The sequence below is a fragment of the Pseudomonas sichuanensis genome (assembly GCF_003231305.1).
Lineage (GTDB): Bacteria > Pseudomonadota > Gammaproteobacteria > Pseudomonadales > Pseudomonadaceae > Aquipseudomonas > Aquipseudomonas sichuanensis.
On the sequence record NZ_QKVM01000020.1, the window covers coordinates 17,795 to 38,039 of the forward strand.

General features: G+C 64.1%; 18 protein-coding genes and 1 tRNA gene. 7 read left to right on the forward strand and 12 right to left on the reverse strand.

The window, feature by feature from the left end; genetic code table 11:
- Positions 1 to 91: 91 nt before the first annotated feature.
- A complete protein-coding gene (locus DM373_RS12590; protein WP_110993899.1) occupies positions 92 to 1,045 on the reverse strand; it encodes a sugar ABC transporter substrate-binding protein in 954 nt (317 codons plus the stop codon).
- A 337-nt stretch (positions 1,046 to 1,382) separates the two neighbouring features.
- Here DM373_RS12590 and DM373_RS12595 point away from each other — a divergent pair, with 337 nt between their 5' ends.
- Entirely contained in the window at positions 1,383 to 2,474 is a 1,092-nt protein-coding gene (locus DM373_RS12595; protein WP_110993900.1) for an asparaginase, read from the forward strand.
- Between the two features lie 48 nt (positions 2,475 to 2,522).
- Here the strand turns inward: DM373_RS12595 and DM373_RS12600 are convergent, their stop codons facing one another.
- The gene (locus DM373_RS12600) at positions 2,523 to 4,373 is read right to left on the reverse strand and encodes a polyurethane esterase (RefSeq protein ID WP_110993901.1); all 1,851 of its coding nucleotides are present in this window, start codon (positions 4,371 to 4,373) and stop codon (positions 2,523 to 2,525) included.
- A gap of 238 nt (positions 4,374 to 4,611) precedes the next feature.
- Here DM373_RS12600 and DM373_RS12605 point away from each other — a divergent pair, with 238 nt between their 5' ends.
- Positions 4,612 to 6,579, forward strand: a complete 1,968-nt coding sequence (locus DM373_RS12605; RefSeq protein WP_110993964.1) for a DNA topoisomerase III — start codon at positions 4,612 to 4,614, stop codon at positions 6,577 to 6,579.
- A gap of 125 nt (positions 6,580 to 6,704) precedes the next feature.
- On the opposite strand, the gene DM373_RS12610 is transcribed toward DM373_RS12605, so the two are convergent.
- Positions 6,705 to 7,457, reverse strand: coding sequence for a TerC family protein (locus tag DM373_RS12610; RefSeq protein WP_110993902.1), 753 nt, complete (start codon positions 7,455 to 7,457; stop codon positions 6,705 to 6,707).
- A 28-nt stretch (positions 7,458 to 7,485) separates the two neighbouring features.
- Positions 7,486 to 7,725, reverse strand: a complete 240-nt coding sequence (locus tag DM373_RS12615) for a hypothetical protein (RefSeq protein ID WP_046856230.1) — start codon at positions 7,723 to 7,725, stop codon at positions 7,486 to 7,488.
- Positions 7,726 to 7,857: 132 nt separating this feature from the next.
- On the opposite strand from DM373_RS12615, the gene nhaR reads away from it, so the two are divergent.
- From nhaR to DM373_RS12630, 3 genes are all read left to right on the forward strand, one after another.
- Entirely contained in the window at positions 7,858 to 8,751 is an 894-nt protein-coding gene (gene nhaR, locus DM373_RS12620; protein ID WP_110993903.1) for a transcriptional activator NhaR, read from the forward strand.
- A 175-nt stretch (positions 8,752 to 8,926) separates the two neighbouring features.
- Entirely contained in the window at positions 8,927 to 10,138 is a 1,212-nt protein-coding gene (gene sstT, locus DM373_RS12625; RefSeq protein WP_110993904.1) for a serine/threonine transporter SstT, read from the forward strand.
- Between the two features lie 126 nt (positions 10,139 to 10,264).
- The gene (locus tag DM373_RS12630; protein ID WP_110993905.1) at positions 10,265 to 10,912 is read left to right on the forward strand and encodes a YceH family protein; all 648 of its coding nucleotides are present in this window, start codon (positions 10,265 to 10,267) and stop codon (positions 10,910 to 10,912) included.
- A 2-nt stretch (positions 10,913 to 10,914) separates the two neighbouring features.
- Here DM373_RS12630 and DM373_RS12635 read toward each other — a convergent pair whose 3' ends face one another.
- From DM373_RS12635 to galU, 5 genes are all read right to left on the reverse strand, one after another.
- Positions 10,915 to 11,106 (reverse strand): hypothetical protein, encoded by a 192-nt coding sequence (locus DM373_RS12635; RefSeq protein WP_110993906.1) that lies wholly within the window; start codon positions 11,104 to 11,106, stop codon positions 10,915 to 10,917.
- 122 nt (positions 11,107 to 11,228) lie between these two features.
- Positions 11,229 to 12,791 carry an alkyl hydroperoxide reductase subunit F gene (gene ahpF, locus DM373_RS12640; protein ID WP_110993907.1) on the reverse strand — a complete coding sequence of 521 codons (1,563 nt, stop codon included), beginning with the start codon at positions 12,789 to 12,791 and terminating at the stop codon, positions 11,229 to 11,231.
- Between the two features lie 125 nt (positions 12,792 to 12,916).
- A complete protein-coding gene (gene ahpC, locus DM373_RS12645) occupies positions 12,917 to 13,480 on the reverse strand; it encodes an alkyl hydroperoxide reductase subunit C (RefSeq protein WP_110993908.1) in 564 nt (187 codons plus the stop codon).
- Positions 13,481 to 13,743: 263 nt separating this feature from the next.
- Positions 13,744 to 15,099, reverse strand: coding sequence for a glutathione-disulfide reductase (gene gorA, locus DM373_RS12650; RefSeq protein ID WP_110993909.1), 1,356 nt, complete (start codon positions 15,097 to 15,099; stop codon positions 13,744 to 13,746).
- 98 nt (positions 15,100 to 15,197) lie between these two features.
- Positions 15,198 to 16,037 (reverse strand): UTP--glucose-1-phosphate uridylyltransferase GalU, encoded by an 840-nt coding sequence (gene galU, locus DM373_RS12655; protein WP_110993910.1) that lies wholly within the window; start codon positions 16,035 to 16,037, stop codon positions 15,198 to 15,200.
- A gap of 356 nt (positions 16,038 to 16,393) precedes the next feature.
- Between galU and dkgB the strand changes: the two genes are divergently transcribed.
- Together dkgB and DM373_RS12665 are read left to right on the forward strand one after the other, a co-directional pair.
- On the forward strand, positions 16,394 to 17,197 hold the full coding sequence (gene dkgB / locus DM373_RS12660) for a 2,5-didehydrogluconate reductase DkgB (RefSeq protein WP_110993911.1): 804 nt from the start codon (positions 16,394 to 16,396) through the stop codon (positions 17,195 to 17,197).
- A 169-nt stretch (positions 17,198 to 17,366) separates the two neighbouring features.
- A complete protein-coding gene (locus DM373_RS12665) occupies positions 17,367 to 17,831 on the forward strand; it encodes a nuclear transport factor 2 family protein (protein ID WP_110993912.1) in 465 nt (154 codons plus the stop codon).
- A 45-nt stretch (positions 17,832 to 17,876) separates the two neighbouring features.
- On the opposite strand, the gene DM373_RS12670 is transcribed toward DM373_RS12665, so the two are convergent.
- From DM373_RS12670 to pgsA, 3 genes are all read right to left on the reverse strand, one after another.
- Positions 17,877 to 19,253: an NEL-type E3 ubiquitin ligase domain-containing protein gene (locus DM373_RS12670; RefSeq protein ID WP_110993913.1), complete on the reverse strand. Its 1,377-nt coding sequence runs from the start codon at positions 19,251 to 19,253 to the stop codon at positions 17,877 to 17,879.
- Between the two features lie 271 nt (positions 19,254 to 19,524).
- Positions 19,525 to 19,600: transfer RNA gene (locus DM373_RS12675), tRNA-Gly, on the reverse strand.
- A gap of 63 nt (positions 19,601 to 19,663) precedes the next feature.
- Positions 19,664 to 20,224: a CDP-diacylglycerol--glycerol-3-phosphate 3-phosphatidyltransferase gene (gene pgsA, locus DM373_RS12680; RefSeq protein ID WP_110993914.1), complete on the reverse strand. Its 561-nt coding sequence runs from the start codon at positions 20,222 to 20,224 to the stop codon at positions 19,664 to 19,666.
- Between the last annotated feature and the right edge of the window lie 21 nt (positions 20,225 to 20,245).

The following is a 20,245-nucleotide window of genomic DNA, read 5'->3' on the forward strand; positions in this document are numbered from 1 at the left end:
CGCCGCCGGTGCCATCCACTGCGGTGCGCCCATCGCGGGGCAAGCCCGCTCCCACGATCACTCAAGCATCAGGCCTCTCGCTCACGAACAGTCACTTCGTGATCAATTCCACCGGTGTCTGGATCACATTGTCGGCATCCACGGCAGGCTTCTCGCCCTTGAGCATCGTCAATGCCGCCTGGATGCCGAACACCGCCTGCTGGCTGGCGGCCTGGTCGAGGGTGGCGAGCACGCGGCCATCCTTGAGCATCGGCTTGATGGCCTTGATGTTGTCATAGCCGACCACCTGCACCTGGCCGGCCTTGCCCGCGGCGCGCACCGCCGAGACCGCGCCCAGCGCCATGCTGTCGTTGCCGGCCAGCAGCGCCTTGAGGTCGGGGTATTCGTTGAGCATCGAGGCGGCCACGGCGTTGCCTTTGTCGATCTCCCAATTGCCGGACTGCACCGAGACGATCTTCATCTGCGCGGCATCCATGGCGTCCTTGAAGCCGGCGGTGCGCTGCTGGGCGTTGGTGGTGGTCGGCACGCCTTCGATGATGCCGACCTGATCGCCGGCCTTGAGTTTCTCTTTCGCCAGGTAATCGCCGACCAGGCGCGCGCCCTTGCGGTTGTCGGGGCCGACGAAGGGCACGCTGATGCCCTTGGCCTTGAGCAGTTCGGGGTCGAGGCGGTTGTCGATGTTGATCACGACCACGCCTTTGTCCATGGCCTTCTTCACCGCCGCGACCAGCGCCTTGGAATCGGCCGGCGCGATCACCAGGGCCTTGGCGCCCGAGTTGACCATCTGCTCGACGATGCGGATCTGCTCGCCGGTATCGGTTTCATTCTTGATGCCGTTGGCGATCAGCTCGAAATCCTGGGGGTGGGCTTTCTGGTAGTCCTTGGCGCCGTCTTCCATGGTGCGGAAGAACTCGTTGGCCAAAGACTTCATCACCAGGGCGACCTTGGGCGCGTCCTCGGCATGGGCGGCAGACAGTGGCAGGGCGAACATCAACGAAGAGAGCACAGCGACGGCCAGCGGACGACCGGAGAACGGCAGCTTCATGGAAATGACTCCGAATTTTGTGTTTTTTATCGGATGCAAACGTTTGCGGTGACTCACTATGGAAACAGGTCCCGCGTTTGTCAAATCCAGTGCGTAGGCAAAGCGCCAGCACGCACGCCAGATTATCCGCAATTTATCCGAAAAACCGAACACTTTTCCTACGCTTGTTCGGGATGCCGAACGACGGCAACCCGCGCAGTCTCACGCATTCAGGTTACACATGATGAATATCAACGGCTTACAGATGAAAAGCGACGAACGGTAAGGCCTGGTACGGAATCTGCCTGGTTGTCGTGCGACACAGCGAACATCTCATTAGGAAGAGAGAAGCAGAACTATGATCAACATCGCACTCAAGGCCTTCACCCCGGCCACCCTGGCCCTGCTGCTGGCCCTGCCGACCACCGTTTCTGCCAAGGAAGCCGAGCAACAACAGAAGCTCGCCAACGTGGTGATCCTCGCCACCGGCGGCACCATCGCCGGTGCCGGTGCCAGCGCCGCCAACAGCGCCACCTACCAAGCCGCCAAGCTCGGCATCGACAAGCTGATCGCCGGCGTGCCGGAACTGGCCGACATCGCCAACGTGCGCGGCGAGCAGGTCATGCAGATCGCCTCCGAAAGCATCAGCAACGACGACCTGCTCAAGCTGGGCAAGCGTGTCGCCGAGCTGGCCGACAGCAAGGATGTCGACGGCATCGTCATCACTCACGGCACCGACACCCTGGAAGAGACCGCCTACTTCCTCAACCTGGTGGAGAAGACCGACAAGCCGATCGTGGTGGTCGGCTCCATGCGCCCGGGCACCGCCATGTCCGCCGACGGCATGCTCAACCTGTACAACGCCGTGGCCGTGGCCAGCGACAAGCAGAACCGTGGCAAGGGCGTGCTGGTGACCATGAACGACGAGATCCAGTCCGGCCGCGATGTGAGCAAGTCGGTCAACATCAAGACCGAAGCCTTCAAGAGCGCCTGGGGCCCGATGGGCATGGTAGTGGAAGGCAAGTCCTACTGGTTCCGCCTGCCGGCCAAGCGCCACACGGTCAACTCCGAGTTCGACATCAAGACCATCAGCAGCCTGCCTGCCGTGGACATCGCCTACGGCTACGGCAACGTCACCGACACCGCCTACAAGGCCCTGGCCCAGGGCGGCGCCAAGGCGATCATCCACGCCGGTACCGGCAACGGTTCGGTGTCGTCGCGCGTCGTCCCTGCCCTGCAGGAACTGCGCAAGAACGGCGTGCAGATCATTCGTTCGTCCCACGTCAACCAGGGTGGTTTCGTCCTGCGCAACGCCGAACAGCCTGACGACAAGAACGACTGGGTCGTGGCCCACGATCTGAACCCGCAGAAAGCCCGCATCCTGGCCATGGTCGCCATGACCAAGACCCAGGACAGCAAGGAACTGCAGCGTATCTTCTGGGAATACTGATCCCGGTCTGAACCCGCCGCGGCGCCCGGCCGCGACGGGTTCGCTCCATCAGGCGATGACGACCTGGCCGTCCGCCAGGCCCTGCCCGGCAATGCCCACCAGTGTCACGCTGTCCTTGCCGAAGGTCAGCACCAGGTCATCACCCACCTGGCTCAGGTGATCGCGAAAGTCCGGCGACGCCGTGCCACCGTCCACCCCCATGAACACCAGGCGGTCCTGGCTGCTGAAGTCCAGCACCCGGTCCTGGCCGAAATGGCCGTCGAACAGGAAGGTGTCGCGCCCTGCCCCGCCGCTGAGCAGATCGTTGCCGGCACCGCCCACCAGCACATCATTGCCCGCACCGCCCACCAGGCGGTCGTCGCCGTCCAGGCCGAACAACCACTGGCCCTGCTTGCCGGCCACCAGCGTGTCGCCCGCCTGGCTGCCGCTCTGCGAGGCGGCGTAGAGGTTGAGCTTGCCGCTGGAAAGCAGGCCATCGGCGCCAACCGTGTGGCTGACCTCCTTGCTGAAGAACACCAGGCTCGTCTCCTGGCTCACCAGGCTCTCCACGTTGCGCACCAGGCTGATGCCGCCCTCGGCGTCGCGCACGTACAGCGTCCCTTGCCCGTCACGGGCAATGCTCAGGTTGGCCAGCGCGTCGCCGAGCTTCAAGGTGTCGTGGCCGCTGCCACCGTCGATCAGGTTGAAGCCACCCTCGTCCCGGAAGGTGTCGTTGCCGCCGCGCCCTTCCAGGTAGTCGTTGCCACGCCCGCCCTGGATAAGGTCGGCCTGCTCACTGCCGATGATGAAGGTGCTGCCCTTGTGCGTTTCGGCGTTGCGGTTGAGGTCCTGTACCCAGGTCGAGCCCCGGGTGACGTCGGACAGGTTGCTGACCACGATGGTCGAGTCGCGGCTGGTCCACTGATAGAAGCCGGAGTCCAGCACCCGGCCCAGGCCGTCGGTGTAGGCCGCCGGCAGGTGCGACAGCCAGGTGGCGATATTGCCGATGGAGAACGGCAGCAGGTTCCAGGCGTCCGAGGCGTAGTGGTCGTTGAAGTTGACGATGTTGTCGGTGGCCGAAGCCTTGGCGCCGTCATGCACGCCCAGGGTGCCCCAGGTCAGCGACGTGCCGTCGAGCGCACGGAACACGGGGTCGTTTTCGTAGCCGATGTTGAGCACCTTGTCGGGGTTTGCTGCCTGGGTGGGCGAGGCGAAGGCAACGTAGCGCGCGTCCTCAAAGAAGCCCCCCCAGCGCGCACCGCTCAGGTCGGCCAGGCTGTTGACCGCCAGGCCGCCCAGGCTGTGGCCGCTGACGGTAATGTCGGCGCCGCTCAGGCCGTTGGCCTTGGCGAAGGCCGCGACGTCACCGAGCAGGCCATCGAAGGCATTGGCCGCGTAGTCGCGGGCATAGCCGGCCGGCCCCAACGCCGCCAACAGGTCGTTCACCGCATCGCCCAGCGTGTCCCCCAGCAGGTTCTCGCGGGGCCCGCTGGTGCCGCGGAAGGCGATGCCGATCCCGCTCAACTGGCCATTGGCGTCGTAGCGCCCGAGGATTTCCACCTGGGCACTGGTGTAGCCCGGCGTTTCCCCATGAAAAGTACCGCGGGCGTCGGTGTGGCCGTTGTAGCCCAACTGCGCGGCGCTGATCGGCGCCCAGCCGGCGGCCTTCACCTGGGCCAGCGCCTTGGCTTCGGAGTCGGGGTTCCACGGGATGCCGGGGATCACCCCCTGGCTGTCGCTGCCGCCGATCAACGCCTTGACCAGCGTGGCCGGCAGGCCCAGGCCGAAGCCATGTTGCTGGTAGCCGGCGGCAAAGCCGTCGTCGATGCCATGGTAGGCGTACATGGCCAGGGCCATGGCATCCTGGTAAAGCGCGCCGGAGGCGGCGCTGTCGAGCTGCTTGTAATCGAATACGGGCATTGTTTGACGTCCTTGTTGCAGGTAGGAAAAACGCCCCAGCGACATCGTCCACTGACACGACTGACGGGCGAACGGCCAAGTTCGCACGGGGCTCGCCCCCAGGTCCAACGCCATGCCTGGGGCTACCCTGCCAAAGGTGCGGGCATAAAACCTGTACATGCATACAGATAAAACTTGCCTGCCCGCCCTGCCTTGCGCATCCTAGTGCCCCATCTCCAACGATGAAGCGTTGCCGGCCATGCGCCTCTTTCTCTGCGAAAAACCCTCCCAGGCAAAAGACATCGCCAAGGTGCTCGGCGCCCAGCGCCGTGGCGATGGCTGCTGGCAAGGCACCGACCTGTGCGTCACCTGGTGCATCGGCCACCTGCTGGAAACCGCGCCACCCGACAGCTACGACGAACGCTACAAACGCTGGTCCCTGGACGACCTGCCGATCATCCCCGACAAGTGGAAGATGACGGTCAAGCCCAAGACCGCCAGCCAGTTCAAGGCGGTCAAGCGCCTGCTGGGCGAGGCCCGCGAGCTGGTGATCGCCACCGACGCCGACCGCGAGGGCGAGATGATCGCCCGCGAACTGGTCGAACACTGCCGCTACCGTGGCCCCATCCAGCGCCTGTGGTTGTCGGCACTGGACGACGCCTCGATCCGCAAGGCCCTGGGGCGTCTGCTGCCTGGCCAGGAAACCTTCAGCCTCTACCACTCGGCCCTGGGCCGCTCGCGTGCCGACTGGCTGATCGGCATGAACATGAGCCGCCTGTTCACCCTGCTCGGCCGCCAGTCCGGCTACCAGGGCGTGCTGCCGGTGGGCCGGGTGCAAACCCCGACGCTGCGCCTGGTGGTGGACCGCGACCGCAGCATCGCCGATTTCGTGCCTGTGCCGTTCTGGGCCATCGAGGTGCAGCTGGAAAGCGCAGGCCAGGTGTTCAATGCCCAGTGGCGCGCGCCGCAAGACGCCTGCGACGACCAGGGCCGCTGCCTGCAACAGGCGTTGGCGCAGCAGGCCGCCGCCGCCATGCAGGCCGCGGGCACGGCGCGGGTGCTCAAGGTTGCCACCGAGCGCGTGCGCGAAGCGGCGCCGCTGCCCTTCGACCTGGGCACGCTGCAGGAACTGTGCTCGAAAAAATTCGGCCTGGGCGCCCAGGAGACGCTGGACATCGCCCAGGCCCTGTACGAAACCCACAAGCTGATCACCTACCCGCGCAGCGACAGCGGCTACCTGCCGCTAAGCCAGCACGGCGAGGCACCGGCGATCCTCGCCGCCCTGCAGCGTGCCGACGCCAGCCTCGCACCGCTACAGGCGCATCTTGAGCCCCAGCGTCGCTCACGGGCGTGGAACGACCAGAAGGTCAGCGCCCACCACGGCATCATCCCCACCGCCGCCGCCAGTGACCCGGCGCGCCTGCCGCCCAAGTACAAGGCGGTCTACACGCTGATCCGCGCCCGCTACCTGGCGCAGTTCCTGCCCAACCACGAATACGACCGCACCCAGGCCGAGTTCGACTGCGCCGGGCAAGCGCTGCGCGCGGTGGGCAAGCAGATCGTCGAGCCGGGCTGGCGCCGCGCCTTGCCCGAGGCGCTCACCCCGGCCAAAGGCCGCGAAGCACCACCGGCTCAGGTGCTGCCCGCCCTACGCGAAGGGCAGGACTGCGCGCTGCATGATCTGCAACTCAAAGACCTGTGGACCCAGCCACCCAAGCCCTTCACCGAGGGCGACCTGATCAAGGCGATGAAGAACGTCGCCAAGCTGGTGGACGACCCGCTGCTCAAACAGAAGCTCAAGGAAACCACTGGCATCGGCACCGAGGCCACTCGCGCCAGCATCATCCAGGGCCTGCTCGACCGTGGTTATCTGGTCAAGCATGGCAAGGCGCTGTCGGCGACACCTGCGGCGTTCAGCCTGATCGATGCCGTGCCCCGCGCCATCGCCGACCCCGGCACCACGGCCATCTGGGAGCAAGCGCTGGACATGGTGCAAAGCGGTGAGATGAGCCTTGAGGAGTTCGTCGCCCGGCAGTCGGCCTGGATGGGCAAGCTGGTGCAGCGCTGCGCGGGGATGCGCCTGAACATCAGCGGCCCGCCCCTGGCGCCGGGGGGCAAGGGTGCGCCATGGAAGAAGAAGCGTGGGGGTGGTGGCAAGCGCAAGACGGAGCCAGGGGCGGCCAAGGCCACAACCCCGCGCCGGCGCAAGACTGCCGGCAAGTCATGAACCATCGCGGGGCAAGCCCGCTCCCACGCCATGAACTGCCTCAAGGGTTGGATGGGTATCCAACTTCTTGGAGCAGTTCGTAGCGTGGGAGCGGGCTTGCCCCGCGATAGGTTGGCGAAACTACCTCAACCCTCAGCAGCCTCGCGCTTCAACCGCGCCCGGCGGGCCATGATGTTGAGCATCTCGATCACCGTCGAGAAGGCCATGGCGGCATACACGTAGCCTTTCGGTACATGGGCGCCGAAGCCTTCGGCGATCAGGGTCATGCCGATCATGATCAGGAAGCCCAGGGCCAGCATCACCACGGTCGGGTTGTCGTTGATGAACTTGGCCAGCGGGTCGGCGGCCACCAGCATCACGATCACGGCGCTGATCACGGCGATGATCATGATCGGCAGGTGCTCGGTCATGCCCACGGCGGTGATGATGCTGTCGATCGAGAAGACGATGTCCAGCAACAGGATCTGGAAGATCGCCGCGGTGAAACCGATGGTCACGGTGCTGCCGAGCTTGGACTCTTCCTTGGCACCATGGGGGTCGACACTTTCGTGGATCTCCTTGGTCGCCTTCCACAGCAGGAACAGGCCACCGGCGATGAGGATCATGTCCTTCCACGAGAAGGCGTGGCCGAACACATCGATCACCGGCTCGGTCAGCTGGACGATCCAGGCCACGGTGCTGAGCAGCGCCAAACGCATGACCAACGCCATGCTGATGCCGATGCGTCGCGCCTTCGAGCGGAATTGCTCAGGCAGCTTGTTGGTGAGGATCGAGATGAAGATCAGGTTGTCGATGCCGAGCACGACTTCCATGGCCACCAGGGTTGCAAGGGCAACCCAGGCGGTGGGGCTAGCGGCGAGTTCCAGCAAATATTCCATTGGTCAGTCCTGCTTCGGGTCCGGTGGGTCAGATGTCTTGGGTGTCTTTCTTGTCGTCTTCGGCCTTGGCCTTCTCGCCATCGCTGCCGATGGCGTCGCTCAGCGCCTGCTGGGCGGCGTCGTTGGTCTTGTCGATGGCCTGCTTGGCTGTTTCGGCGGCCTGGTCGAGCATCTGCTGGGCGGACTTCTCGGCCTGGTCGCAGCCGCTCATGGCGAACAACGCCAGGGCCAGCACCAGGGGCGTACCGATGGATTTGAGTTGCAACATGGGGTCCTCGCTTGTCGATATCCGTGCGGCGCGCGATGCGCCTGATGGGGTCGCATTCTAGAGGGGCTGAAACATCCGGAAAATTCGTATTTTCAGCTGATATACTTCGGTTTTTACGAATCCGGAAACGCCATGCTCAACTACCGCCAGCTTCATTACTTCTGGGCTGTAGCAAAGACCGGGAGTATCGCCCGCGCCAGCGAGCAACTGAATCTTACGCCGCAGACGATCAGCGGGCAGATCAGCCTGTTCGAGCAGACCTGGAACCTGGAGCTGTTCCAGCGCGTCGGCCGTCAGCTGGAGCTGACGGAAACCGGCCGCCAGGCACTGACCTATGCCGAGCAGATGTTCCAGATCGGCGGCGAGCTGGAAGCCATGCTGCGTGCCGGCCCTCAGGAACAGATCCTGTTCCGTGTGGGGGTGGCCGACGTGGTGCCCAAGTCCATCGTCTACCGCCTGTTGGCACCCACCATGGAACTGGATGAGGTGCTGCGCATCAGTTGCCGCGAAGACAAGCTCGAGCGCCTGCTCGCAGACCTGGCGATCCAGCGCCTGGACCTGGTGATTTCCGACAGCCCCATGCCCAACCACCTGGACATCAAGGGTTACAGCCAGAAGCTGGGGGAATGCGGCCTGAGCTTCTTTGCCACGCACACGCTGGCCGCACAGCTCGACAAGCCCTTCCCCGCCTGCTTGGACGATGCACCGCTGTTGATCCCCGGCCAGGAAACGGTGGTGCGCAGCCGCCTGCTGCGCTGGTTGGCCGAGCAGCAGGTGCAGCCGCGCATTGTCGGTGAGTTCGACGACAGCGCGCTGATGCAGGCCTTCGGCCAGTCTGGCAGCGGCATCTTCGTCGCCCCCAGCGTGATCGCCGAAGAAGTGTGCCGCCAGTACGGGGTGCAGTTGATCGGCCAGACCGAGGCGGTGAACGAGTCGTTCTATGCCATCTCGGTGGAGCGCAAGGTCAAGCACCCGGGCATCGTGGCGATCACCGAGGGGGCCCGGCGGGAGTTGTTCCACTGGTGACAAGACGACCTGTAGGAGCGGCCTTGCGTCGCGAAAGGGCCGCGAAGCAGCCCCGGCTATCGTGCATGTGACATGAATCGTCGGAGCTGCGTGGGAGCGGGCTTGCCCCGCGATTAGTGCCAAACCTGGCTGTGGTAAAGTACGCGGTTCATTCACCCCCGAGATTGCGCTGCACATGACCCCCGTTCTTCGCCTCATCAACCGCACCGGCCTGGTGACGCAGATCTGCATCGGCCTGGTGGCCGGCATCGCCCTGGCCCTGCTCGCGCCCTCCGTGGCGCGCGACCTCGGCTTCCTTGGCAAGGTATTCGTCAGCGCCCTGAAAGCGGTTGCGCCGGTGCTGGTGTTCATCCTGGTGATGGCCTCGATCGCCAACCACCGCCACGGCCAGGAAACCCATATCCGCCCGATCCTCTGGCTGTACCTGCTGGGCACCTTTGCCGCCGCGGTGGTGGCCGTGGCCGCCAGCATGCTGTTCCCCTCGCAGCTGGTGCTGAACGCCAGCGAGGCTTCGCTCAGCGCCCCCGGCGGCATCACCGAAGTGATGCAGAACCTGCTGCTGAGCGCCGTCGACAACCCGATCAACGCCCTGCTCAATGCCAACTTCATCGGCGTACTGACCTGGGCCATCGGCCTGGGCATCGCCCTGCGCCATGCCAATGACACCACCCGCACCGTGGTCGAGGACTTGTCCAACGGCGTCACCTTGATCGTGCGCGTGGTCATTCGCTTTGCGCCGCTGGGGATCTTCGGCCTGGTCAGCTCGACGCTGGCGCAATCCGGCCTGAACGCGTTGCTGGGCTACCTGCACCTGCTGGCCGTGCTGATCGGTTGCATGCTGTTCGTGGCACTGGTGATGAACCCGCTGATCGTGTTCTGGAAAATCCGCCGCAACCCTTACCCGCTGGTGCTGCTGTGCCTGCGCGAAAGCGGCATCACCGCGTTCTTCACCCGCAGTTCGGCGGCCAACATTCCGGTCAACCTGGCCTTGTCGGAAAAGCTCGGCCTGCACGAGGACACCTACTCGGTGTCGATCCCCCTGGGCGCGACCATCAACATGGCCGGCGCGGCGATCACCATCACTGTGCTGACCCTGGCGGCCGTGCACACCCTGGGCATCCCGGTCGACCTGCCTACCGCCGTGCTGCTCAGCGTAGTGGCGGCGGTGTGCGCCTGCGGCGCCTCGGGCGTGGCCGGGGGTTCGCTGCTGCTGATCCCGCTGGCCTGCAGCCTGTTCGGTATTCCCAGCGAGATCGCCATGCAGGTGGTGGCGGTCGGTTTCATCATCGGCGTGCTGCAGGATTCGGCCGAGACGGCGCTGAACTCCTCCACCGATGTGCTGTTTACCGCCGCCGCGTGCCAGGCCATGGAGCAGCGCAACGCCTGACGGGGCCATCGCGGGGCAAGTCGCAGCGGTGCGCCGCTGCGACTTGCCCCGCGATGCGTTCGACGATTGCTTAAGCCAGGCACTTTACCTAGGCTAGTGGCCTTTTCCTCGCAATGAGACAAGGCCATGTCCGAACACGAAAGCACCGGCGAAGGCCGCTTCAACAGCACCGAGATCCGCGTCCTCGGTTCGTTGATCGAAAAGCAGGCCAGCAGCCCGGAAACCTACCCCCTGACCCTCAATGCCCTGGTCCTGGCCTGCAACCAGAAAACCAGCCGCGAACCTGTCATGAACCTCTCCCCCGGCCAGGTTGGCCAGGCCCTGCGCGCCCTCGAAGGGCAGAACATGGCCCGCCTGCAGATGGGCAGCCGTGCCGACCGCTGGGAACAGCGGGTGGACAAGGCGCTGGAGCTGGTACCGGCGCAACTGGTGCTGATGGGCCTGATGTTCCTGCGCGGCCCGCAAACCCTCAATGAACTGCTGACCCGCAGCAACCGCCTGCATGATTTCGAAGACGTCGACCAGGTCCAGCACCAGCTGGAGCGCCTGATCTCCCGTGGCCTGGCCCTGCACCTGCCGCGCCAGGCCGGCCAGCGCGAGGACCGCTACACCCACGCCTTGGGCGACCCGGCCCAAATCGAGGAGATCCTCGCCGCGCGTCAGCAGGAGGGTGGCGCACGCAGCGGTGCCGGCAGTGTCTCGCAGGAGCGCATCGAAGCGCTGGAAGCGCGGATTGCCGCGTTGGAGGAGCGCCTGGCCCAGCTGGAAGGCTGAGGTCAGGGCTTGAGTGCTTCGGGGAAGTTGCGACAGCTCTTGCGCTCGGCCATTTCGCGCTCGCTGGGGCGCTGGTCGACAAACACGGTACGGCCGTCTGCGTAGATTTCCAGGTAGCCCCAGTGCAGGTCCTGCTCTTTCTGCCCGGGCTGGGGTGGCACGAGCCACCAGGGTTCGCGGCTGATCAGGGTCATGGGTGCGATTCCTGAAGGGGACTGCCCTTCATGATAGCCACTACCACACCAACGCAATCGCGGGGCAAGTCGCAGCGGCGGTGCGCCGCTGCGACTTGCCCCGCGAAGAGGCCGGAACAGGCTTACGCCGGTGCCGAAGTCCGGATCAGGTGATCGAACGCTGCCAGCGAAGCCTTGGCGCCCTCGCCCACGGCGATGACGATCTGCTTGTACGGCACCGTGGTCACGTCACCAGCAGCGAACACGCCGGGGATGCTGGTCTGGCCCTTGGCATCGACGATGATCTCGCCACGCGGCGACAGCTCGACAGTGCCCTTGAGCCAATCGGTGTTCGGCAGCAAGCCGATCTGCACGAAGATGCCCTCCAGCGCCAGCTCATGCACTTCATCGGTGCTGCGGTCCTTGTAGCGCAGGCCGGTCACCTTCTCGCCATTGCCGATCACTTCGGTGGTCAGCGCGCGGGTGATCACCGTGACGTTCGGCAGGCTGTGCAACTTGCGCTGCAGCACCGCGTCGGCGCGCAGCTGGCTGTCGAACTCGATCAGGGTCACCTGGGCGACGATACCGGCCAGGTCGATGGCCGCTTCCACACCAGAGTTGCCACCGCCGATCACCGCCACACGCTTGCCCTTGAACAGCGGGCCGTCGCAGTGCGGGCAGTAGGCCACGCCACGGGCGCGGTATTCCTGCTCGCCCGGCACGTTCATTTCGCGCCAGCGGGCACCGGTGGCCAGGATCACGGTCTTGGCCTTGAGCGAGGCGCCGCCGGCCAGGCGTACTTCGTGCAGGCCACCGTCAGTGGCCGGGATCAGCGCTTCGCCGCGCTGCAGGTTCATGATGTCGACGTCGTACTGCTTGACGTGCTCTTCCAGCGCCATGGCCAGTTTCGGCCCTTCGGTTTCCTGCACCGAGATGAAGTTTTCGATGGCCAGGGTATCGAGTACCTGGCCGCCGAAACGCTCGGCGGCAACCCCGGTACGGATGCCTTTGCGCGCGGCATAGATGGCCGCCGCCGCACCGGCTGGGCCGCCACCGACCACCAGCACGTCGAAGGCGTCCTTGGCATTGATCTTTTCAGCCTGGCGAGCGCCGGCACTGGTGTCGATCTTGCCGAGGATCTCTTCCAGGCCCATACGGCCCTGGCCGAACACTTCGCCGTTCAGGTAGATGCTCGGAACCGCCATGACCTTGCGGCTTTCCACTTCATCCTGGAACAGCGCGCCGTCGATCGCGACATGGCGCACGTTGGGGTTGAGCACCGCCATCAGGTTCAGTGCCTGGACCACGTCCGGGCAGTTCTGGCACGACAGCGATAAGTAGGTTTCGAAGCTGAACTCACCCTGCAAGCCCTGGATCTGCTCGATCACTTCGGCGCTGGCTTTCGAGGGGTGGCCGCCGACCTGCAGCAGCGCCAGCACCAGGGAGGTGAATTCGTGGCCCATGGGGATGCCGGCAAAGCGCAGGCTAATGTCCGCCCCAGGGCGATTCAGCGAGAACGAAGGACGACGGGCGTCGCTGCCGTCCGCGCTGAAGGTAATGAGGTTCGACAGGCCGGCGATTTCCACCAGCAGGTCGTGCAATTCGCGGGACTTCGCGCCGTCGTCGAGGGAAGCGACGATCTCGATCGGCTGGGTGACCCGCTCCAGGTAGGTTTTCAGTTGCGATTTAAGCGTGGCGTCCAACATACGGGCGATTCCTTTTTCAAACTTCGGATACAAAAACGCCCAGGCAGGATCGCCCGGGCGTTTTTACGGGGCGGTAGGTACTTCAGCTTTGGCGGCTGTCTACCGCCCGCGAGGTGCACATCGACTTAGATCTTGCCGACCAGGTCGAGGGACGGTGCCAGGGTGGCTTCGCCTTCTTTCCACTTGGCCGGGCAGACTTCACCCGGGTGGGCGGCAACGTACTGGGCGGCTTTGACTTTGCGCAGCAGCTCGGCAGCATCACGGCCTACACCACCGTCGTTCAGTTCGACGATCTTGATCTGGCCTTGCGGGTTGATCACGAAGGTACCGCGATCTGCCAGGCCGGCTTCTTCGATCAGTACGTCGAAGTTGCGCGAGATGATGTGGGTCGGGTCACCGATCAGCGGGTACTGGATCTTGCCGATGGTGTCCGAGGTGTCGTGCCAGGCTTTGTGGGTGAAGTGGGTGTCGGTGGACACGCCGTAGATCTCGACGCCCAGCTTCTGGAACTCGGCGTAGTTGTCGGCCAGGTCGCCCAGCTCGGTCGGGCAGACGAAGGTGAAGTCGGCCGGGTAGAAGAACACGACGGACCACTTGCCTTTCAGGTCGGCTTCGCTGACCTGAACGAACTCGCCCTTGTGGTAAGCGGTGGCGGTGAACGGTTTGACCTGGCTGTTGATGATTGGCATGAGAGACGCTCCTTCATGGGGTTGGAATCAGTTGATGGAGTGAATCCTACCGACTGCTCCGGCTGAAGGCTCATTGGCAAAGCTCATGCTTGTGATTGGTTTTGGCTATAAGGTGGGTTTATTAATAGAAGGGATTGAGCTGAGCAAAGGATTGCGCGAGCCAGAAAGCATCGCGGGGCAAGCCCGCTCCCACGCCTGAACCGCATGGAAGCGACGGTTCCGGCGTGGGAGCGGGCTTGCCCCGCGATTAGGGGTGACGCGGATCAGCGGGTAACGGTACGCATGGTCACGAACTCTTCGGCCGCCGTCGGGTGCACGCCGATGGTCTCGTCGAACTGCTGCTTGGTCGCCCCGGCCTTCAGCGCGATGCCCAGGCCCTGGATGATCTCGCCGGCATCCGGCCCGACCATGTGGCAGCCCAGCACCTTGTCGGTGTCGGCATCCACCACCAGCTTCATCAGGGTCTTTTCCTGGATATCGGTGAGGGTCAGTTTCATCGCCCGGAAGCGGCTCTCGAAGACCTGCACCTTGTGCCCGGCCTGCAGCGCCTGCTCTTCGGTCAAGCCCACGGTACCGATCGGCGGCTGGCTGAACACCGCGGTGGGGATGTTCTGGTAATCCACCGGGCGGTACTGCTCGGGCTTGAACAGACGACGGGCCACGGCCATGCCTTCGGCCAGTGCCACCGGGGTGAGCTGTACGCGGCCGATCACATCGCCAATGGCCAGAATGGACGGCGCGGTGGTCTGGTACTGCTCATCGACACGGATGAAGCCGCGCTCGTCCAGTTCCACACCAGTGTTCTCCAGGCCCAGGTTGTCCAGCATCGGCCGGCGCCCGGTGGCGTAGAACACGCAGTCGGCGACCAGCTCGCGGCCATCCTTGAGGGTGGCCTTGAGGCTGCCGTCGTCGAGCTTGTCGATGCGCTGGATATCGGCATTGAACTGCAGATCCATGCCGCGTTTTTCCAGCTCTTCCTTGAGGTGCGTGCGCACCGAGCCATCAAAACCGCGCAGGAACAGGTCGCCACGGTACAGCAGCGTGGTAGCGGCGCCCAGGCCCTGGAAGATACCGGCGAACTCGACGGCGATGTAGCCACCACCGACCACCAGCACCCGGCGCGGCAGGTCCTTGAGGTAGAACGCCTCGTTGGAAGTGATCGCCAGTTCCTTGCCCGGAATGTCCGGCACCTGCGGCCAGCCGCCGGTGGCGATCAGGATGTTCGCAGCGCTGTAGCGCTGGCCTTCCACTTCCACTTCATTGGCCCCGGTGATACGCGCATGGCCGGTCAACAAGGTGACGCCGCTGTTGACCAGCAGGTTGCGGTAGATGCCGTTGAGGCGCTCGATCTCGCGGTTCTTGTTGGCGATCAGGGTGCCCCAGTCGAAGTGGCCTTCTTCCAGGGTCCAGCCGAAGCCGGCGGCCTGCTCCAGCTCATCGGCGACATGGGCACCGTACACCAGCAGTTTTTTCGGCACGCAACCGACGTTGACGCAGGTACCGCCCAGGTAGCGGCTCTCGGCAACGGCCACCTTGGCGCCGAAGCCCGCGGCGAAACGCGCCGCACGCACACCGCCGGAACCGGCGCCAATCACAAACAGATCAAAATCGTAGGCCATGTAGTCAGTCTCCTTGGCAGGCGCCCAGCATAGCGCCGTTGCCTGCCACAAACAAAAAAGCCACCCCGAAGGGTGGCTCCTGGACCTGCCGGGCGAACTCAGTACGCCTTGCCGGTCTTGTAGAAGTTTTCGAAGCAGAAGTTGGTCGCCTCGATGTAGCCTTCGGCGCCACCGCAGTCAAAACGCTTGCCCTTGAACTTGTAGGCGATCACGTTGCCTTCGGCGGCCTGCTTCATCAGTGCGTCGGTGATCTGGATCTCGCCGCCTTTGCCTGGCTCGGTCTGCTCGATCTTCTCGAAGATGTCCGGGGTCAGGATGTAACGGCCGATGATGGCCAGGTTCGACGGTGCGTCTTCCGGCTTCGGCTTCTCGACCATGGAATCCACGCGGAAGATGCCGTCCTTGATCTCTTCACCGGCGATGACGCCGTACTTGTTGGTTTCCTGCGGGTCGACTTCCTGGATGGCAACGATCGAGCAGCGATACTTCTTGTACAGCGCGACCATTTGCGCGAGCACGCCGTCGCCATCAAGGTTGACGCACAGGTCGTCGGCCAGTACCACGGCGAACGGCTCGTCACCGATCAGCGGGCGGCCGGTGAGGATGGCGTGGCCCAGGCCTTTCATTTCGGTCTGGCGGGTATAGGCGAACGAGCACTCGTCCAGCAGACGACGGATGCCGACCAGGTATTTTTCCTTGTCGGTGCCCTTGATCTGGTTTTCCAGCTCGTAGCTGATGTCGAAGTGGTCTTCCAGGGCGCGTTTGCCGCGGCCGGTGACGATGGAAATTTCATTCAGGCCGGCGTCCAGTGCTTCTTCAACGCCATACTGGATCAGTGGCTTGTTGACCACCGGCAGCATTTCCTTGGGCATGGCTTTGGTAGCGGGCAGGAAACGAGTGCCGTAACCGGCTGCCGGGAACAAGCATTTCTTGATCATATACGTCCTTAACGTAGGGCTTTGCGTACGAATTCGGCGCAGTCTAATCAGGCGGAGGTCACCTTACAATGCCCCCCCTGCTGTCTGCCGACGCCATCATAGAGACATCTCAGTGTAGTTAGTTCCGAGGCAACGTGAGAATTGCGACCAACTACCTCTGCAAAGACGGGAAACCACACCGTTTTTCAGGGTATTTCATCTTTGCCGGGCATGAAAAAACCACTCACTCATGACTCCAGATCAAAGGACCTTGGCGCCCCAACACCTTAATCAAAACCTGTGAGTGCCGCACACTGCCACCTATCCGAACGATGCCGCAGCACGCAGCCCCGGCATCCCACCACAGGAGCAACCCCATGAGCATTCCATCCTTCGGCGTTGGCACTTTCCGCCTGACTGGCCAAGCCGTCATCGACTCGGTCAAGTCGGCACTGCAGCTGGGTTACCGCGCCATCGACACCGCGCAGATCTACAAGAACGAAGCCGAGGTCGGCCAGGCCATCGCCGAAAGCGGCGTGCCCCGCAGCGAACTGTTCATCACCACCAAGATCTGGGTCGACAACTACGCAGCCGACAAGCTGCTGCCGAGCCTGCGCGAAAGCCTGGCCAAGCTGCGTACCGACCACGTCGACCTGCTGCTGATCCACTGGCCGGCCCCCGGCAACGGCGTCGAACTGCCCGAGTACATGCAGGCCCTGGCTGAGGCCAAGAAACTGGGCCTGGCCCGCCAGATCGGCGTTTCCAACTTCAACATCGAGCTGACCCGTCAGGCCATCGAAGCCGTCGGCAAAGGCGAGATCGCCACCAACCAGATCGAGCTCAGCCCCTACCTGCAGAACAACAAACTGACTGCCTTCCTCAAGGAGCAGGGCATCACCACCACCTCCTACATGACCCTGGCCTACGGCAAGGTGCTGAAGGACCCGGTACTCGCCCAGATCGCGGCCAAGCACAAAGCCACCGTCGCCCAGGTAGCCCTGGCCTGGGCCCTGCAGCTGGGTTACGCGGTGATCCCGTCGTCGACCAAGCGCGAAAACCTGGCCAGCAACCTGCTTGCCCGCAGCCTGCAGCTGGATGCCGACGACATGGCGCTTATCGCCACCCTGGAGCGCAATGGTCGCGAAGTCAGCCCCGACGGCTTGGCGCCGGCTTGGGACTGATCATCTGAAAAAGCCGCGCGGACGGTGGCCGCGCGGCTGATGCTGCAATTGTTCCGCCGCCTGCAATTATGAAGTGAGCCGGGCACGGATTTCCCTGCACAACCTGCAGGGCTAGCCTTCAAGCCGTGCACAGCATCCCGCTGACCACTTCAAGCAGAGGAATTGCCCAATGTCCCGCCCTCCACTTCCGCCCTTCACCCGCGAAAGCGCCATCGAGAAAGTCCGCCTGGCCGAGGACGGCTGGAACAGCCGCGACCCCGCCAAGGTCGCACTCGCCTACACCCTCGATACCCACTGGCGCAACCGTGTCGAGTTCTGCCGCAGCCGCGAAGAGGCCCAGGCCTTCCTCACCCGCAAGTGGAACCGCGAACTGGAGTACCGCCTGATCAAGGAGCTGTGGGCCTTCACCGGCAACCGCATCGCCGTGCGCTACGCCTACGAATATCACGACGACAGCGGCCAGTGGTTCCGCGCCTACGGCAACGAGAACTGGGAGTTCGCCGAAGATGGCCTGATGCGCAACCGCCACGCCAGCATCAACGAACAACCCATCGCCGAAGCCGAGCGCAAGTTCCGCTGGCCGCTGGGGCGCAGGCCCGATGATCACCCGGGGTTGAGCGACTTCGGCTTCTGAAGCCCGCGCGGCGCAGGCTTGCGCCTGCGCCGCGCGTTGTGCCGTTCACAACGGATTGCGGGCGAAGATTTCTTGGGTCAGGGTTTCGATCAGCGTCTGCATCGCCGCCTCACGGGCCTCGGCCACCGCGCCGATGGCCGACAGGTATTCACCCTCGGGCAGATCGGCCTCCTGCAAACGCTCCAACTGCTCATGGAAGGGCTGGTCGGTGTGCTCGAAGCGTTGTGCATAGGTCTCGCGCAGGTGCGTCTGCCAGAACTCGCGCTGGGCCACCGATGCCACCAGGCGCGGCGTGCGCTCGGCGATCAGCACCTGGCTGCGCACCGCCACCAGGCTGCGATGCGATACCTCGGCGCTGGTCGGGAAACGCATGTTGCTCGGCTGCCCGGGCAGGTCCAGGGCCTGCGCCAGGCCTACGCGGTACATCAGGCGGACCTCCACCTCGTCGTACTCGATGCCTTGGGCCGCGCGCCTGGCAATTTCCTCGGACGCCGCGCGATCGACCTCGTCGAGCCGGAACAGCGAGCGGCCCAGGCGCTGCAGGCTGCGCTCGGCCGCCAGGCCTGTCTGGCCAGCACTGTGCAGGTACACCCAGGATTGCACCTCAAGCAAGCTGAAGTTCAGCGCCACACTGTCGCTGCAGGTGCGCGGATGACCAGCCAGCTCGAACAAGCGTTCGCGCAGCCCGGTATTGGCGGCGCAGTTCTCGATCACACTCCAGGCCCGTACGGCCAGGTCACCGCGATGAAAGATGAAATCCTCTGTCCCTCGCAGATCGGCGAGCAGTTGGTAAAAATCTACAGCCCCGGGCTCGTGCATCAAGCTGTCCCACTGCATACCCCGCAACAAGCGGTCGTCGGGCTCCAACAGTTGCAACCAGGCGTCACGGTTCTGGACTGCGCTGTCGGTGTGCCGAACCAGGCGCTGCAGGCGGCGGGGCTCGGCCTGCAGAAACGCGCTCAGCCGTTCACTGCGGCTGCGGCGATCTTCATCGTCCGTCGGTACCGCCAGCACCCGCGCATCGCCCAGGATCTTCCCCACCTGCGCCTCACTCTCCGAGAAGTTGTGCAACGCGGCGGCCAGCAGGCTCTGGGTCTGCTGGTGGGTACTGATCGGCAAGGGAAGGCTGGCGGGCACCACGGGTTGCACTTCGGTCCAGACCCGCAGCAATTGGCAGGCCCGTACATCCAGGGAAAGGCCGCTGGCCTCTTGCAAGGCTTCGACCAGTAGCGGCTCGGCGAATGCATCGATCGCCAGCAACACACCCAGTTGCTGGTCAAGCGCATGCTGCGCACGCTGTTGGGCCAGCAGGCTCTGGCACAGCGCCCGCCGATGGGCCGTGGAGGCGCGGGTCAACCACGCCGGCAATGTTTGCGCGAGCAGCGCATCGTTCGAAACCGGTGACGGAAATGAGTGGGGCATGATGTCCTCTGCGTGAATGCAACCAGGCAGCAGAACATCACCCCACCCTCGATCCCGTGCGCTACATACTGCTGGCAAGCGCCGCGTCGAAACACTCGGCGTCCTGGTTCCTGGGCAGCCCAGGGTCAGCAGTTACTCAGGGGGAAGGATGTGCCAGGAGCTTTCGCCTGGCAAAGAGGGGATGACAGATTATCGGGCACAAAAAAAAGAGGCCTTAAAGGCCTCTTTTTCGTGATTTACAGAGATTGTTGCAACCTCTGAAATCGATATTTGGAGCGGGAAACGAGACTCGAACTCGCGACCCCGACCTTGGCAAGGTCGTGCTCTACCAACTGAGCTATTCCCGCGTCGTGATGGGGGCCATTCTAGCGATTTGTAGAACGGCGTCAACCCCTTGATTCAAAAAAGTTTTATTTCTGCTCAGAACCTTCGCGCAGGTGCGGCCAGGCGGCCACCAGGTAGTGCACCATCGACCACAGGGTCAGGCCGGCGGCCACCAGCAGCAGGCCGTAGCCCAGCGCCACCCAGAAACTCATGGCCGGCGGGTTGGCCAGCAGGATCACCAGCGCCAGCATCTGCGCGGCGGTTTTCCATTTGCCCAGGCTGGACACCGCTACATGCGCCCTCGCCCCCAACTCGGCCATCCACTCGCGCAGCGCCGAAACCACGATCTCGCGGCCGATGATCACCGCCGCCGGCAGCGTGAGCCAGAAGTTGGCGTGCACCTGCACCAGCAGCACCAGCGCCACGGCGACCATCAGCTTGTCCGCCACCGGGTCGAGGAAGGCGCCGAACGGTGTGCTCTGCTGCAGCCGACGGGCCAGGTAGCCGTCCAGCCAGTCGGTGGCGGCGGCGATGGCGAACACCGTGCTGGCGGCCATGTAGCTCCAGTGGTAGGGCACATAGAACAGCAGGATGAAGATCGGAATGAGCAGGACGCGTAGAACGGTGAGCAGGTTTGGAATATTCATCGGTACGACTGGCTGCGAGTT

Coding starts and splice junctions, on each gene's coding strand:
- DM373_RS12590 (WP_110993899.1), bottom strand. CDS start 1,045: ATGAAGCTGCCGTTCTCCGGTCGTCCGCTGGCCGTCGCTGTGCTCTCT.
- DM373_RS12595 (WP_110993900.1), top strand. CDS start 1,383: ATGATCAACATCGCACTCAAGGCCTTCACCCCGGCCACCCTGGCCCTG.
- DM373_RS12600 (WP_110993901.1), bottom strand. CDS start 4,373: ATGCCCGTATTCGATTACAAGCAGCTCGACAGCGCCGCCTCCGGCGCG.
- DM373_RS12605 (WP_110993964.1), top strand. CDS start 4,612: ATGCGCCTCTTTCTCTGCGAAAAACCCTCCCAGGCAAAAGACATCGCC.
- DM373_RS12610 (WP_110993902.1), bottom strand. CDS start 7,457: ATGGAATATTTGCTGGAACTCGCCGCTAGCCCCACCGCCTGGGTTGCC.
- DM373_RS12615 (WP_046856230.1), bottom strand. CDS start 7,725: ATGTTGCAACTCAAATCCATCGGTACGCCCCTGGTGCTGGCCCTGGCG.
- nhaR (WP_110993903.1), top strand. CDS start 7,858: ATGCTCAACTACCGCCAGCTTCATTACTTCTGGGCTGTAGCAAAGACC.
- sstT (WP_110993904.1), top strand. CDS start 8,927: ATGACCCCCGTTCTTCGCCTCATCAACCGCACCGGCCTGGTGACGCAG.
- DM373_RS12630 (WP_110993905.1), top strand. CDS start 10,265: ATGTCCGAACACGAAAGCACCGGCGAAGGCCGCTTCAACAGCACCGAG.
- DM373_RS12635 (WP_110993906.1), bottom strand. CDS start 11,106: ATGACCCTGATCAGCCGCGAACCCTGGTGGCTCGTGCCACCCCAGCCC.
- ahpF (WP_110993907.1), bottom strand. CDS start 12,791: ATGTTGGACGCCACGCTTAAATCGCAACTGAAAACCTACCTGGAGCGG.
- ahpC (WP_110993908.1), bottom strand. CDS start 13,480: ATGCCAATCATCAACAGCCAGGTCAAACCGTTCACCGCCACCGCTTAC.
- gorA (WP_110993909.1), bottom strand. CDS start 15,099: ATGGCCTACGATTTTGATCTGTTTGTGATTGGCGCCGGTTCCGGCGGT.
- galU (WP_110993910.1), bottom strand. CDS start 16,037: ATGATCAAGAAATGCTTGTTCCCGGCAGCCGGTTACGGCACTCGTTTC.
- dkgB (WP_110993911.1), top strand. CDS start 16,394: ATGAGCATTCCATCCTTCGGCGTTGGCACTTTCCGCCTGACTGGCCAA.
- DM373_RS12665 (WP_110993912.1), top strand. CDS start 17,367: ATGTCCCGCCCTCCACTTCCGCCCTTCACCCGCGAAAGCGCCATCGAG.
- DM373_RS12670 (WP_110993913.1), bottom strand. CDS start 19,253: ATGCCCCACTCATTTCCGTCACCGGTTTCGAACGATGCGCTGCTCGCG.
- pgsA (WP_110993914.1), bottom strand. CDS start 20,224: ATGAATATTCCAAACCTGCTCACCGTTCTACGCGTCCTGCTCATTCCG.